This is a genomic window from Variovorax atrisoli 110B (assembly GCF_000382045.1).
GTDB classification, from domain to species: Bacteria; Pseudomonadota; Gammaproteobacteria; order Burkholderiales; family Burkholderiaceae_C; genus Variovorax; species Variovorax atrisoli.
The window spans coordinates 135520-150769 of the sequence record NZ_KB907461.1 but is presented as its reverse complement, the minus strand read 5'-3'; the positions used below and the strand labels follow the sequence as shown (position 1 = coordinate 150769).

Annotated in this window: 14 protein-coding genes; 8 read left to right on the top strand and 6 right to left on the bottom strand. The window is 66.7% G+C overall.

All coding sequences use genetic code 11. From position 1 onward, the window contains the following. Positions 1-1356 carry a cytochrome c gene (locus G369_RS0127380; RefSeq protein ID WP_020723300.1) on the bottom strand — a complete coding sequence of 452 codons (1356 nt, stop codon included), beginning with the start codon at positions 1354-1356 and terminating at the stop codon, positions 1-3. Between the two features lie 532 nt (positions 1357-1888). Then, on the bottom strand, positions 1889-2818 hold the full coding sequence (locus G369_RS0127375) for a LysR family transcriptional regulator (protein ID WP_019657260.1): 930 nt from the start codon (positions 2816-2818) through the stop codon (positions 1889-1891). 187 nt (positions 2819-3005) lie between these two features. On the opposite strand from G369_RS0127375, the gene G369_RS0127370 reads away from it, so the two are divergent. The 6 genes from G369_RS0127370 (at position 3006) to G369_RS0127345 (ending at position 8812) form a co-directional block, all read left to right on the top strand. Beyond that, entirely contained in the window at positions 3006-3542 is a 537-nt protein-coding gene (locus tag G369_RS0127370) for a cupin domain-containing protein (protein ID WP_020723299.1), read from the top strand. A 57-nt stretch (positions 3543-3599) separates the two neighbouring features. Next, a complete protein-coding gene (locus G369_RS0127365) occupies positions 3600-4634 on the top strand; it encodes a tripartite tricarboxylate transporter substrate binding protein (protein ID WP_020723298.1) in 1035 nt (344 codons plus the stop codon). Between the two features lie 89 nt (positions 4635-4723). Further along, a complete protein-coding gene (locus G369_RS0127360) occupies positions 4724-5644 on the top strand; it encodes a dioxygenase family protein (protein ID WP_051127654.1) in 921 nt (306 codons plus the stop codon). A 48-nt stretch (positions 5645-5692) separates the two neighbouring features. Further along, on the top strand, positions 5693-6682 hold the full coding sequence (locus G369_RS0127355; RefSeq protein ID WP_019657256.1) for a quinone oxidoreductase family protein: 990 nt from the start codon (positions 5693-5695) through the stop codon (positions 6680-6682). Between the two features lie 86 nt (positions 6683-6768). Further along, entirely contained in the window at positions 6769-7755 is a 987-nt protein-coding gene (locus tag G369_RS0127350) for a Bug family tripartite tricarboxylate transporter substrate binding protein (RefSeq protein ID WP_026346680.1), read from the top strand. Between the two features lie 34 nt (positions 7756-7789). Further along, positions 7790-8812, top strand: a complete 1023-nt coding sequence (locus G369_RS0127345; RefSeq protein WP_020723296.1) for a porin — start codon at positions 7790-7792, stop codon at positions 8810-8812. 287 nt (positions 8813-9099) lie between these two features. On the opposite strand, the gene G369_RS0127340 is transcribed toward G369_RS0127345, so the two are convergent. Then, positions 9100-9669, bottom strand: a complete 570-nt coding sequence (locus G369_RS0127340; RefSeq protein WP_019657253.1) for a DUF2272 domain-containing protein — start codon at positions 9667-9669, stop codon at positions 9100-9102. Positions 9670-9891: 222 nt separating this feature from the next. Here G369_RS0127340 and G369_RS0127335 point away from each other — a divergent pair, with 222 nt between their 5' ends. Continuing rightward, positions 9892-10866, top strand: coding sequence for an alkaline phosphatase D family protein (locus G369_RS0127335; RefSeq protein ID WP_019657252.1), 975 nt, complete (start codon positions 9892-9894; stop codon positions 10864-10866). A 48-nt stretch (positions 10867-10914) separates the two neighbouring features. Here the strand turns inward: G369_RS0127335 and G369_RS0127330 are convergent, their stop codons facing one another. Then, positions 10915-11751 (bottom strand): alpha/beta fold hydrolase, encoded by an 837-nt coding sequence (locus G369_RS0127330; RefSeq protein ID WP_019657251.1) that lies wholly within the window; start codon positions 11749-11751, stop codon positions 10915-10917. A gap of 179 nt (positions 11752-11930) precedes the next feature. After that, a complete protein-coding gene (locus tag G369_RS39735; RefSeq protein ID WP_020723295.1) occupies positions 11931-12062 on the bottom strand; it encodes a hypothetical protein in 132 nt (43 codons plus the stop codon). 511 nt (positions 12063-12573) lie between these two features. Here G369_RS39735 and G369_RS0127320 point away from each other — a divergent pair. Beyond that, a complete protein-coding gene (locus tag G369_RS0127320; protein WP_080647916.1) occupies positions 12574-13521 on the top strand; it encodes a helix-turn-helix transcriptional regulator in 948 nt (315 codons plus the stop codon). A 151-nt stretch (positions 13522-13672) separates the two neighbouring features. Here the strand turns inward: G369_RS0127320 and G369_RS0127315 are convergent, their stop codons facing one another. Next, positions 13673-15115, bottom strand: coding sequence for a catalase (locus G369_RS0127315; protein WP_026346678.1), 1443 nt, complete (start codon positions 15113-15115; stop codon positions 13673-13675). Positions 15116-15250: the final 135 nt, after the last annotated feature.

Sequence of the window (15250 nt, the reverse complement as noted above, 5' to 3'; positions counted from 1 at the left end):
CTATCGGGCGGCAGGCGCCTGCGCGGCCATTTCCTTCTCGACAGCCTTGCGAATGGGGCCCACGCGCGCCGCGTCCACCGCCGGCGCCTGGTTGCCCCAGCTCTGGCGCACGAAGCTCGCGAGCTGCGCGACCTCATCGTCCGACAGGCGCCAGCCGAAGCCGGGCATTGCCAGCTCGGAAGGCGCCGTGCCCGTGGCGGGCAACTTGCTGCCATGCAGGATCAGCCGGATGACCGAGCTCGGATCGGCGCTCAACACGGTCGAGTTGCCGGCGATGCCGGGAAAGACCTGCGCGTAGCCCTTGCCGTCGCTGCGATGGCAGCCTGCGCAGTTGTCCGCGTAGAGCTCGGCGCCGCGTGTCGCGTTGACGCCCTGCCCCAGGGCCGTGGCCGTGGCGGGATCAGCCTTGAATGTCGACACCGAATCGGCGCTCGGCCCCAGCGTCTTCAGATAGGCGGCCACGGCGTTCAGGTCCTCGTCGCTCAGGTGCTGCGTGCTGTGCACGATGGCGTCGTTCATCGGACCGCCGACCACCGCGTGGGACGCGTTGCGTGCCGCGCGCAGGGTGGCGACGATGTCGGCCGCCGACCAGGCGCCCAGGCCGTCCGCAGGATTGCCGCGCAGGTTCACCGCGACCCATCCGTCGATGACGGGACCGCCCGCCAGGTAGGCCGGCCCCGACTCGTCCAGCGCCTTCTCCTGCATCGTCAGCGACCGCGGCGTATGACAGCTGCCGCAATGACCCAGGCCCTGCACGAGGTACGCGCCGCGCGCCACCGACATGTCCGCATAGCGGTGGGCATCGAAGGCGATGGCATCGGGCTGTGGCGCAAAGGCCTTGCGCCACAGCGCCAGCGGCCAGCGGATCGACAAGGGCCAGACCAGGCCGCGCGGATGCGGTGTCGCAGCTGCCGGCGCCACGCCATGCATGAAGAAGGCGTACAGCGCGCGCACGTCGTCGTCCGTCATGCGCGCATAGGAGGGAAAGGGCATCGCCGGATACAGCGAGTCGCCATCGGCCCGGATGCCATGGCGCACCGCGCGATCGAAGTCGTCCAGCGAGTAACTGCCGATGCCGCTGTCGCGATCGGGCGTGATGTTGGTGCTGTAGATCGCGCCGATCGGCGAGGCCAGCGGCAGCCCGCCCGCGAAGGGCGCGCCGCCTGGCGCGGTGTGGCAGGCGATGCAGTCGCCTGCCTGTGCGAGGTACTTGCCCTTGGCCACCAGGCCCGGCGAACCGCTGCCCGCGCCAGCGGCGATGGTCCTCGTGGACGTCGGCCACAGCGCCAGCGCCAACAGGACAACGAGGACGAGTGCCGCAAGGCCGAGCACAGCCCATAGGTACTTTTTCAGCATCGATGCGCTCCTCTCGGGGGCGGTCCGTTCAAGGTGGGAGAGATGTCGACGAGCATTTCCGGCACCAGCAGCCGAGGCCGAACAAAGACCGCGCTTCGAACAGTTTGCAGCAAGGCCGGATTTCTTGCATCGACGTCGTCGGCGCCGCTGCGCTCGAAGAAGCGCTGCCGGCCCCTTCGCGCTGGCGAAGGCATGACCGTGACGCAGTATTCGCAGCTGCGGGATACCAGTCCATAGCGCGGACCGACGTCGGTCCCGCTCACACCCCCGCCTGCTGTGGCCAAGAGTCGGGGGCCGGCCTCCTTAGAAGACGTACCAAGGCAGGGGGCCAGCATTTCACAGACTGGATCCTTCGCGGATGCGGCGCGAAGAGCGCCCCGCCACACGTCAATCGCGGCCAGCCGACCACGTCAATGGGCCACCGTCTTGCTCGGGTGAGACCTCCGCCGACTTGAGGGCGACTTCCCCGTTGCGTAGCTCAATCAGAAGAGCCGTCTCGAGTGCCTGCATCGTCCAACCGGCGCGGCGGCACTCAGTGGTCCAGCATCGCATGCGGCCAGGACCCCGCATCCACGCGCTCCTGCACCACGGCGCGCAAGATGTCGATGAGCACTTCGGTCGCGCGCGATGGCGGCCGGTCGGAGGCGCGAGCCAGCACGCGCCGCAGCCGCAAACCCTCGATGGGAACCGCGACCAGGCGCCCGGCCTCGATCTGGTCCTGCACGACCGCGGCGAAGTGAACCGTGAGGCCCAGGCCTTCTTCCACCAGGCGGGCCGCCACGCTCAAGGTTTCGACCTCGACCACCGGGTTCAGCAACACGCCAGCGCGCGCCGCCGCCGCTTCCAACTCAAGCCGCACGCCCGACTTGGACACGCCCGTCATCACCAACGGCAGGCCTGCCAGTCGGGGCAGTTTGATCTTCCTCATCTGCATCAGCCGCGCGTCATCGGTACGGCCGATGAGGCAGAGCGCTTCGGTCATAAGGGGCGTGGCCAGCACGTTGGTCAACTGCATCGGGCCATTGAGGATCGCGATGTCGACCGCCCCCTGCTCCAGCATGCCCAGCAGTGATTGCGAGAAGCCTTCGACGATGCGCAGCCGCACATCCGGAAACTGCTCGCGCACCGCTCGTGCCAAAGGCACCGCGAGCAGCAACGCGAGAGCGGGCGACAAGCCGATGGCCGCCGGGCCGCTCGGATCGCGCTGACGCGCCGTCATGTCCTGCTTCATCTGCTCGGCATAGCGCAGCAGGAACGATGCGCGTTCCATGAGGAACACGGCCTCTTCGGTCGGTGTCGCGCCGCGCGCATGCCGTTCGAAGAGGCGCACGCCCAGTTCTTCCTCGAGCAGGCGGATCTGCCGGCTCACGGCCGGCTGCGCGACGTGCAGCACGGCGGAGGCGCGGCCGTAGTGCTGCTGCGTGGCGAGCACCACGAAGTACCGAAGCTGTCTGAGGTCCATGCAGGGGGGTCCGGATCGTTGCGCCAAGAGCGGGCGATGGGCACCGCACTCTTCATACCGAAATGTTATCGAATCGCTCGAAAAATGGTAATGGACGCATGAATGGCTGTTGCCTACAGTGAACCTCGCAGAACGTAAACCGCTGCTTTTTCGACGAATCCGAACCTCATCGCATCAAGGAATAGACATGGACCCCACCCTCCAGGAAATGGAATCCACCCGCATCGCCCGCTGGGGCAAGGTCAAGCCCTACGGCGAGACCTTCATCGAGAGCCGGCTGCCGGGCATGAAGAAGAACATCTACAAGATCATGAACCGCGGCGTCCTGGAGAACAAAGGCGTCCAGCCGGCAATTCCAGGCAACCACCGCTTCGGCGTGACCTTCATCGAGATCCCGGTCGGCCAGGGTGCCAGCCTCCACGCACACAAGACCGAGGAAGTCTTCTGTCCGCTGAACGGCCAGATGGAGGTCATCTGGGGCGAGAAGGGCCAGTACTCCGTGATGCTCAACCAGTGGGACGTGATCTCATGCCCCATCGGCGTGATGCGCGGCTTCCGCAATCCGAACGATCACGCGCTGGTGGTGTATTCGATCGTCGGTGGAACCGACGAAGAATGCGGGCGCATCGCCTGGCACGAGGATGTCGTCAGGGCTGCGGAAGCCACCGGCTTGGTCTACGGAACCGACGGCTACATCAAGGAGACGGCACCAGCAGGAAGGTAGCCGCAGCGCCGACCGCCCGAGCAGCCCAAGGCCCACAGGCCCCCGAGGAGACAAGAAATGACGACTGCCCACGACTTCCAGGCCGCCCGCCGCATGCCGACACGCGGCGTGGCACACGGCATCAACCGGCGACACGCCCTCTCCGCGACGCTCGCGGCGCTTAGCGCCGGCCTTGTCCGCGCGCAGCCGGCCTGGAGCGCCAGAGGCCCTGTGCGCATCGTCGTCCCTTTCGCAGCTGGCGGCACCTCGGACATCGTCGCGCGCATCGTGGCCGTGCGGCTCGCTGAAGCACTGGGCCAGCCGGTGATCGTCGACAACCGCGTGGGCGCCGGCGGCAACATCGGGATCGCCGCGGTGGCGCGCGCCGCGCCCGATGGCCGGACGCTGCTGCTGGTCTCGTCCGCCTTCGTGACCAACCCCGCCCTGTTCGCGGACAAGCCCCCTTACGACCCGCTGCGCCAGTTCGCGCCGGTGTCGCTCGCCGTCAGCTCGCCCGACGTGATCGTGGTGCCGGCGACGAGCCCGTTCACCAGCCTCCCGGTCTTGATTGCCTCTGCCAAACGCCGACCAGGCGCACCCACCTACTCGACCCCCGGCAAGGGCAACAGCGTGCACCTGGGCGGCGAGTTGCTCTGGCAGCGCGCCGGGATCGAACTGCTGCACGTGCCCTACAACGGCGCAGCCCCGGCGGTGCAGGCGGTGCTCGGCGGACAGGTCGACTGCGCGCTGACCGCACTGCCGGCTGCCAAGGCGCACATCGCGGCGGGCACGTTGCGGGTGCTGGCCGTCGGCAGCCGCGCGCGCTGGACCGATCTGCCGCAGGTGCCGACGGTGGCGGAGTCCGGCTTTGCCGGCTACCGCTCCGAGACGATGCAGGCGCTGTTCGCTCCGGCGGGTACGCCCATCGCCGCCATCGAGCGGCTGCACACCGAAGTGCGGCGCATCCTGGCGCTCGACGACGTGCGGCGCCAGACGCGCGAGCTTGGCTTCGAGACGGTCGCGAGCCTGCCCGCCGACCTCGCTGCGCGCGTCGCCGAAGACGTGCCGCGCTGGACCGCCGTGGCCGCCCGCGCGCGCATCCGCGCCGACTAGCGGCCCCTCGCCCTTCAACCCCCACGGTGCGCCATGCGCGCCGGGCCCCGCCGTGGCGATTTCGTTTTCTTCACTCTCCAGGACTTCCCATGATTTCTGATGCCGACACCTCTATGGATACCAGGCCGCTGCCCGCCCGGCGCTCGATTCCCGCCACCCCCCAGGCACTGCTGCAGGCCGTGCTGGACGCCAATCAGGGCACGGGGGACGCGCGCACCCGCACCGTGCTCGACGCGATGATCCGCCACCTGCACGCCTTCGCTTCGGAAGTGACGCTGACCTACGAAGAGCTCTTCAAGGGCCTGGACTTCATGGTGCGCATCGGCCAGGCCACCGGCCCGCGCAAGCACGAAGGCATCCTGCTTGCCGACATCCTCGGCCTCGCTACGCTGGTGCTGCTCATGGACGCAAAGGCCGTGCTCGCGGCCGGCGGCACCGAGCCGGCGCTCATCGGCCCCTTCTGGCGCGCGAACCAGCCAGTGCGGCCCAACGGCGTGCGCATTGCGACCGACGACACCGCCGGCGAGACGCTGCATGTGCGCGGCCGCGTGCTGTCGCTGGACGGCACGCCTTTGGCCGGTGCCCGCATCGAAACCTGGCAGGCCGCGCCCAGCGGGCTGTACGAGAACCAGGACCCTGAGCAGGCAGACATGAACTTGCGCGCCGTCTTCGAGACCGATGCCGACGGCCGCTTCTGGTTCGACAGCGTGCGGCCCTCGGGCTACGGCGTGCCCACCGACGGACCTTGTGGCGAGTTGCTGGCGCTGCAGAACCGCGGCCACATGCGCCCGGCGCACCTGCACTTCATCGCCATCGCGCCCGGCCACAAGGTGCTGACAACGCAGATCTTCGATGCGCGAGATCCGTACGCCTACAGCGACGCGGCCTTCGGCGCGGTGGGCTCGTTGCTGCGCGACTTCGAACCCGACAGCGCAGGCCACTTCCAGCTCGACTTCGAATTGCGGCTGGAGCCCGGCGAAACGCACCTGCCCACGCCGCCGCTGCCCTGAACGCACACCCACACATTTCCTTCACTTTGCACCGCGAGACACAGCCCCATGAGCACACCACCGCGCGCCCTTCGCCTCAGCGCCAAGGCCCCGAGCGCCGATGCACTGAACCCCGACCTGGTCGACATGGCACGGCCCGAGATACCGGCCGGATGCGCCATCGTCGAAGTCCTCGCCGCGGCGATCAACCCCAGTGACGTCAAGGCGGCGCTGGGCCTGATGCCGTATGCCATCTGGCCTCGTACGCCGGGCCGCGACTACGCCGGACGCGTCGTCGCCGGGCCGTCGGAATGGATCGGCCGCGCCGTGTGGGGCACCGGCGGCGACCTCGGCATCACGCGCGACGGCACGCATGCGCGTTACCTCGTGCTGCCCGTGGCGGCGCTCGTCCCCAAGCCCGAACGCATCGCGATGGCTTCGGCCGCCACGGTGGGCGTGCCCTTCGTGACAGCCTATGAAGGACTGCGCCGCGCCGACCTCGCGGGGCCCGGGCAGACCGTGCTGGTGCTCGGCTCGAACGGCAAGGTCGGGCAGGCCGCCGTGCAGTTGGCCACGCGTGCCCGCGCGCGCGTGATCGGCGTCGAACGCGGCGCCACCCGGTACACGGGCCACGCGAGCGCACAGGTCGAGGTGATCGACGGCACGCGCGACGACATCGCACAGGCAGTTCTGTCGATGACCGATGGTAGGGGCGTGGACGTCGCCTACAACACCGTCGGCTCGCCGTACTTCGCCGCTGCGCTCGCATCGCTCAAGGTGGGCGGCACGCAGATCCTGATCTCCACGCCCGAGCGCAACGTGCCCTTCGACATCATGGCCTTCTACCGCCGCGACCTGCGCATGCTTGGCGTGGACAGCCTGAAGCTCACGGCCAGCCAGTGCGCGGACGTGTTCCGCACGCTGCTGCCGGGCTTCGAGGACGGCAGCCTGCAGGGCTTCGACGTGAACGACGGCTCGGTGCTGCCGCTGGACCGCGCGCGCCAGGCCTACCTGAAGGTGCTTGAAGGCTCGATGGAGCGGCTGGTTTTGGCGCCCTGAGCGTTCCCGGGGCACTCTGCCCCGCGCATCCCCCCTGGGCCTGCCCGCCGGGCCGGCCCTTCCCCACGCATCACAAGGAGACAACGATGGACACCCATCGCAGGACATTGCTTCGCCTCACGGCAGCCGCAGGCGGCATCGCCAGCCTTCCTACCATGCTCTTCGCCCAGCCCGCCTACCCCAGTCAGCCGGTGAAGCTGGTCATTCCCTTCACCGCCGGATCGACCACCGACGTGGTAGGCCGCATCGTCGGCGAACGCCTGCAACAGCATCTCGGCCAGCCTTGCGTAGTCGACAACCGGCCCGGCGCGGGCGGCACGCTTGGCGCCAGCGCGGTGGTCAACGCCCCGGCCGACGGTCACACGGTGCTGATCCACTCGACCGGCCACGTCGCCAACGCCGCGCTCTACCCCGGGCTCAAGTACGACACCCTGAACGACTTCACGCCAGTCACCATGCTGGCGTCAATGCCCAATGTGCTGGTGGTGCCGCCCGACCGCGGCTTCACTTCGCTGAAGGACTTCGTGCACAAGGTGAAGGCAGGTCCGCAGAAGTTCGTCTACGGCTCGTCGGGCAACGGCAGCGCCTCGCACATCGCGGGCGAGAAGTTCCGCATCGCCACCGGCATCGAGGCCGCGCACATCCCCTACCGGGGCACGCCGCAGGCGCTCACCGACCTCATGGGCGGGCGGCTTGACTGGTTCCTGGCGCCGCTGGCGCTCGCCGCCCCGCTGGTGCAAGGCGGCAAGCTCGCCGCGCTGGCCATCGGCGCGCCGCGGCGTTCGCCACTGCTGCCGCAGGTGCCGACCACGGTGGAAGGTGGATTCGGAAATGCGGACCACCTGTTCTGGGTCGGCATGTTCGTGGCCGCAAGGACACCGGAGCGCACCGTGGCGCAGCTGCATGCCGAGACCGTGCGCGCTTTGGGGAGCGGCGAGGTGCGCGCGCGTCTGGACAAGCTCGGCGCCGACGCCGCACCGATGCCGCAGCAGGTCTTTGCGCAACAGGTGCGCGAAGAGGTCCTGTCGACCACTGCGCTCATCCGGCACGCCGGCATCCGCATCGACAGCTAATCACCCCTCGACCAATGCGCTTCGAATGAAAAACATGAGACAACAACACAAACTTCTGCTCGCCCTTGCGGCCGCGGGCGCGCTCGGCGCCGCCCACGGCCAATCGTCCGTCACGGTGTTCGGCAGCATCGACCTGAACTTCACCTACTCGAAGGCGGGCAGCGCCTCGACCAGGGCCATGGACCAGGGCGGCTACCTGCTGCCCAGCCGGCTTGGCTTTCGCGGCGTGGAAGACCTTGGCGGCGGACTCGCGGCCGGCTTCTGGCTCGAGAGCGCCGTGCTGCCCGACACCGGCATGGCGCAAGGCGGCTTCGGCCGGCGCTCCACCATGAGCTTGATGGCCAGAGACCTCGGCGAGCTGCGGCTGGGCCGCGACTACACCCCCACATTTTGGAACGTGTCGAGCTTTTCGCCCTTCGGCACGGTCGGCGTGGGCGGCAGCAGCAACATCGTCGAAGGCTGGCCGCTCGGCCTGGGCCGTGCACGCACACAGGCCCGCGCGAGCAACTCGGCCGGCTACTTCCTGCCGCGCGGCCTCGGCGGCTTTTACGGGCAGTTCATGCTCGCGGCGGCCGAAGGCACGCAGGGCGCCGGCTACCGCGGCGGCCGGCTGGGCTACGAATCGGGCTCGCTCAACGTAGCGGCCGCCTATGGGCAGACCGCCGTGGGCGCCCAAGACTACCGCACCGTGACCATCGGCGGTAGTTATGACTTCGGCGTGGTCAAGGCCTACCTCAACTACCTGCGCCATCGACTGGGACGCGAGCGGCAGACGAACGTGCTGATCGGTGCGTCGGTTCCCGTCGGCGCGGGGCAGATCCGGATATCGCTTGCGGGCTCCAACCGCTCCGGCCCAGACCTCGGTACCGACGGCACCGCCCGCCAGTTCGCCATCGGCTACGCACACAACCTGAGCAGACGTACCACGCTGTACAGCGCCTACTCGCGCATCAGCAACCGCGGCAATGCCGCCTACGTGGTGGCCGACTCGTCGCCGGCCGCTGTGGCGGGGCGGAGCTCCTCAGGCCTGCAGCTCGGTGTGAATCACACTTTCTGAACGAAGCACACGGCCCGCCCGATACAGAGACGGCAACGATAGCAAGACTACGCCCGCCTGGAGCCGGATGCGCAGTCCTGCGACAGGACTCAATCAGAAAGGTTCTCCGCTTGAGCGGGTCATGAGCCTCATGCGTGACCTGTGTGGCTCGGCCTGAGTGAACACCTCGGAGGGATCATGACGCTTCGCCTTAAACGATCGGGAGGTGATCTTGAAAGGTCTCCTCACAATCCCTGTATGGATCACTCCAGTCGACTTGGAGTGATCCTGATCCTGCACACGGGCATCTACAGCGCACACTCGAGCACGCTGATGTAGAGCCCCTGCAGGTTGGCGACCAGACCCTCGCTGTCCAGCCTCACTTCCTTCATGCCGACCGAATCCGATTCGTTGCCGCCGATCGTGCGCAGATAGCGGCCATGGTTGTCTGTCCCCACCTCCATCACGATGGCTGAATGCGACACGTACCCGGAGTGCTGCGACGCGTAGGCGAAGTCGAAACGATTGCCGGCACGGTTGTTCTGAAGGATGTCGCCCAGTTTCGGCGGATACTCCGATACGGCATGCCCGCGAAACGCCGCGTTCGGCTGATCGGCGTTCTTGATGGCTTCATAAACGAAAGCGCTGTGGCGCGCCGAGAACTTGAACTGCGCGGACGTTGCACCCGCCTGCTTCACGCACCACGAGACGAACACGGCCGACCAGGGAGGCTCGACGCCCTCGAAGGCATGCCCTGTCTCAGTCCAGTACCTCTCGATCTGCTCCAGAAGCGGCGATTGGTTCTCGCGCAGGAAGCGGTAGGAGGCGTACTGCTCCTGTGCAATGGTGGCGAGCTTGCGTTGAAATGGCGTGGACATCGGAATCTCCTTGGCAATGTCTGCTGCAAGTGAAGGAATGAAGGACTGACTCGTCGGACGCAGACTAGTACTCGGGTGCATGCGACGCGTCCTCTGTCCATGGGAGGCGGCATCGCCAGCGATGCGCTATACCTGCCTGGAGGGATCACATGAAAGAGGGAGGCGTGGAAGAAGCACCGCGTCCTAGCATTCGTTCCACCGTTCGAACGAGGTCAATGCGCCATGCGAGTCGCCTTCACTTCCTGCTTCAGCGCCCAAAGCTTCAAGCAGCAGCCCGTCTGGGATCAGATCGGCGCGGCCAACCCCGAGCACCTCCTCCTGCTGGGGGATTCGGCGTATTACGACGCCGACGGATCGAGCATCAGCATGGTCAAGGCCATGGACCCCGATCCCTTTGCGAGGCATGCCATGAGGCGTCTTCGAGATCAATTGAACCAGCCACAGTTCGCGAAGCTGGTTCGCCGCAAGGGTCTGCACATTCACCCGATTTGGGACGACCACGACTTCCTCTGGAATGGCGCCTGCGGCGCACAGGTATTCGAGGAGAGATCGCACGCGCATCTCATTCCCCCGACCCGGGCGGCGTTCCAGGCGTATCGAGATGCTCTGGACGCCCATGAGCCTGCAACCTTTCCCCAGCCATCGGATCCGTGGCGCTCGGATATCAAGGAGCCGGGCTACCGAATGATCGACATCGGGAATGCAGCCAATCCGGTACGGCTGCACCTCACCGACGGCAGGAGCTACAAGACCGCCAGCGGCAAGGATGCGGTGCTCGGCGAGGCACAGATGAATGCGTTGGCATCGGCCATCGCCACTTCATCGGAAGACACGGTGCACCTCGTCGCCAGCGGATTGGTCTTCGAGGCAAACCATGGAGAGACCTGGATGACATGCGAGGCCGAACACGCCAAGATGCTCGAGCTGGCCCGGAACCGGCGCATCCTCATCCTGAGCGGCGACGTCCACGAGAACCGCTTCGCCGTACCACAGCCCGCGGGCAAATGGAGCTTGTTCGAGGCGACGTCATCGGGTGCGGCCCTGCGCACCGGGGTCACCATCGGAGCGCTCCAATGCAACTGGGGCCTCTTGGAACTCACGCCGGAGAACGTGGTGATCGAGCTCTCGCAATTGCACATGCCGCCGCGCAAACGCGTGATCGATCGAAGGACCTGGAAACTCATTCCCGGTCCTTGAGCGACGCCGCTCCCGGACGGAATGGGAGGGCGCCCTTCGACCGACGCCTCAGCTCTTGAAGAACGCCAGCAGATCCGGATTGAGAACGTCTGCGTTGACGGTGAGCATGCCGTGGGAATAGCCCTTGTACACCTTGAGCGTGCCGTTCTTCAGCAGCTTGATCGACTTCAGCGCGGCGTCGGCGATCGGAACGATCTGATCGTCGTCGCCATGCATGACCAGGGTCGGAATGGTGATCGCCTGGAGGTCCGCCGTCTGGTCGGTCTCCGAGAAGGCCTTGATGCCGTCATAGTGGGCCTTGGCGCTGCCCATCATGCCCTGCCGCCACCAGTTCTGGATCACCCCCTGGGAGACCTTCGCGCCCTCGCGGTTGAAGCCGTAGAACGGGCCGGTCGCGACGTCGAGGAACAGCTGTGCCCGGTTGTCGGCGACACCCTTGCGGAAGCCGTCGAACACTTCGACCGGCAAGCCTTCCGGATTGCTCGCTGTCTTGAGCATCAAGGGGGGGACTGCGCTAACGAGCACGGCCTTCGCGGCACGGCCGCTGGGCTGGCCGAACTTCGCGACGTAGCGCGCAACCTCGCCGCCGCCGGTCGAGTGTCCGACGTGGAAGACCTTGGTCAGGTTCAGCGCCTCGACGACGGCGAAGGCATCGGCAGCATAGTGGTCCATGTCGTGGCCCTCGCTGACCTGCGCCGATCGCCCATGGCCGCGACGGTCATGCGCGATCACGCGGTAGCCGCGCTGCACGAAGAAGAGCATCTGGGCATCCCAGTCGTCGCTCGAAAGAGGCCAGCCATGATGGAACATGATGGGCTGGCCGTCCTTGGGTCCCCAGTCCTTGTAGAAGATCTCTACGCCGTCCTTGGTGGTGATCGTGTTCATGAGGTGATGCCCTTTCTGAGAGTGCGCTGTTGCGCGGTGCTTGGTGGAGGGAGTTGCATTCCCCGCCATCGGGAGACCGGCGATCGCCAGGGTCCCCGCGCCGGCGAGAAGAAGCTTGCGCCTGTCGCTGTCGAAAACGGTGTGAAGATCGAGCTGTTTCATGTGTGACCTCGGCAGATTCAGGCTTGCGCTTCAAAGGCAGCGACTGAACGGACTGCCTCGAGAACGACATCGGCTTCCACCTTCTGTTCGGACACCAAGGCCAAGTGAACCAGCAGGACGGGGATCATGGGATCGGTGGGAATATTCATGGGTTTCCTGAAAGAAATCAACGGGCTCGGATCGCGCAAGGCCGCTGTTTGAAGACAGCGGCGATCCATCGAGCCTCACTATGAGGCGCAGCGCGCCTCGCGTATTGCACATTCGGCGCCCGGATTGAACGCTTGTTTTTCCTCCGCGTCCGAGGCGCCGCATCGGCTTGCGCGACAACCTCGCGACCGCGACCGCCTTGGCCTCCCGCTCGACTATTGATTTTCAGGAACAAGTTTTTTGCCGCTGGCGGGGTTTTCCGGCAAGGGGGCCGAACGCACACTCGGCGCCGAGCGCGCACTGCTTCGCCTCGCTCGCGACCAGCCACCGCTCGGCCGTCGCGGCACTTCACATCTACACTGACGGCTGGCACGCAATGTGCAAAAGGAAAAGCGGGTTCGATCGACTGCGTGAGGACCATCTTCAAGGAGGCGCGCAAAATCTCCATCCATCGTTCGTCGCAGCGCCGCCAGTCGGATACCCCGTCACTTCAACTCCCGCCCTCCCAAGTTCATGCGCGCCGAAATCACTCTCAACGAGGGGAGAGGTCAACCGCTCCCCGCAGGGCAAGGGCTCGCGCCACAAGACCTGCTCGGGTGCACGGTCGACCATCTGCAGAGAAATCAGGAACTTTCGGCTGACGGCGTTCGCATCTATCGCAAGACCGTGAACGCCCATGAGCGTCACCATGTCGAGACAGCCGCCAGCGGGCGCGGCGTCCTGCTCGGCATCTCGTTGCGCGACGGTCATCGCCGACGAATCCTTCATGAACACCATGCGTCTTGTCACGACTTCGGCAAAGGCTCGATCTATGTCCGCGATTTCTGCGACCGCTATCGCGCGGACATGCAAAGCGGCTTCGACTTCGTGCTGCTCGAGATCTCCCACCCTGCCCTGCAGCGCGCCATCGACGAAAGACCGGGGCCGCGCGTTGGCGGCCTGGTCGATGTCGCGGGCGTCAGGGACGAGGTGCTCGCCCATCTCGCAAGCGCGCTGATCCCTGCGCTCGAACGTCCTGCCGAGGTCAGCCTGCTGTTCATCGATCAGCTCAGCGTCGCGATGACGAGCTACCTGGTCGACAACTACGGTCGCGCCGCGCCTGCCACCGAGCCGCGGCCAAACCGGCTGCTTTCGCGTTCGCACGAGGCGCGCGTCAAGGAGATGTTGCGCAGCAAGATGGACGGCAGCATTTCGATCGCCGAGATCGCCGACGCCTGCAACCTGTCGCGCAGCTACTTCATCCGCGCCTTTCGCGAGACCACCGGCCAGACGCCGCACCAATGGCTGACCGCACAGCGGCTGGAACGCGCGCGCGCGTTGCTGGAGGACGCCGAGCGGCCTCTGGCGGACGTGGCCGCAGCCTGCGGCTTTGCGGACCAGAGTCACTTCACGCGCGTCTTCTCCCAGCACACCGGCATGCCGCCGGGCGGCTGGCGCAAAAAGATGCAGCTTGAAAAATGAGGATGGCCGAACGCGGGTGCCGATACGAAACCCCGAGTTCTGAAGTCCTTCGTGCTCGCCACCCCCCACACCTGCTCGATCGACTGCGTGACGCCATGGAGCGTGCATTGCGAGAACCGCCCGCACCCTGGCCGCATGCCGCGGCCTGCGGCTAGATGCCGAGCTGCGCTGCGATCGCCTGCCCCAGCACAGCGTCGACCAGCCGGAAGTGCTCGATCTGCCGTCGCTGGATGGTCTCGGGCACGCCTGCCATCGCCGCTGCGACGTTGGCGGCCAGACGCTCCCGCTCCGCGCTGCCCATCCGGCGGTACAGCGCCGTGGCCTGCACATAGTCCCCAAGGCCCTGACGATCGTCGAAGCGCGCCGCGTCGCCGCTCAGCGGTAGCGCAGGCTCCGCGTGCTGTCGATCAGGACGCGGTCCGCCGAAGGAGTTGGGCTCGTAGTAGGCGTCGGTGCGAGGCGGCACGTCCAGCCGCATCGCACCGTCGGCGTGGTAGGTGTGCACCGGCGCGCGCGGTCGGTTCACCGGCAGCGCCGCGTGGTGCGTGCCGACGCGGTAGCGCTGCGCGTCGGCATACGCCAGCAGGCGTCCTTGCAGCAGCCTGTCGGGCGAGATGCAAAGGCCCGGCACCATGTGCGCCGGGTTGAAGGTCGCCTGTTCCACCTGCGCGAAATAGTTGTCGGGGTTGGCGTCGAGCGTGAGCTCGCCCAGTTCGACGAGCGGGAATTCGTCTTGCGGCCAGACCTTGGTGGGGTCGAAGGCATCGAAAGACAGCGCCTCGGCCTGCTGCTGGCTCATGAGCTGCACATGCAGCGACCAGCGCGGGTGCTCGCCACGCTCGATGGCCTCGAACAGGTCGCGCTGAGCGCTCTCGCGGTCCTCGGCGATGGTGGCGCGGGCCTGTGCATCGGTGAGGCAGCGAATGCCCTGCCGCGTCTTGAAATGGAACTTGACCCAGCAGCGCTCGTTGGCGTCGTTGATGAGCCCGAACCCATGTGCGCCGTAGCCGTGCATGTGGCGGTAGCTGCTGGGCAGGCCGCGATCGGAGAACAGCATCACGATCTGGTGAATGCTCTCCGGCGAGAGCGACCAGAAGTCCCAGATGGCGGTGGGCGAACGCAGGTGGCTCACCGGATGGCGCTTGAGCGCGCGCACCAGGTCGGGAAACTTCTGCGGATCGCGAATGCACGCCACCGGCAGGTGGCTGCCGACCAGGTCCCAGTTGCCTTCTTCCGTATAGGCCTTGACGGCGAAGCCGCGCATGTCGCGCTCGGCATCCGCGCAGCCGCGTTCGCCCGTGAGCCCCGAGAAGCGCACCAGCACCGGCGTGACCCGGCCCGGCTGCAGGAAGTGCGCGCGGGTGTGGCGTGCAATGTCGCCCGTGATGCGCAGCTTGCCCAACGCGGCCGCGCCCTTGGCGTGCAGCACCCGCTCCGGAATACGTTCGCGCGCCAGGTAGGCGAGCTTTTCGGCCATCTGGTAGTCCTGCAGGAGGATCGGTCCGCGCGGTCCCGCGGTGATCGAGTGCTGGCTGTCCGCCACGGGTGCGCCGCCTGCGGTGGTCAAGGTCGGCGGCCTTGGGTTTGTCGTCATGGCGATGTCCCTGATCGAGTCTCGCAGCATGGTGAGCCGCAGGAACGCGCGTGTCTTGAACAGGAGTCGTCTGTTTTGAACGACGGCAGGCTGCAAGCCCCCATGCTGCGACGCAACAGCACCCGAATCTGCAAG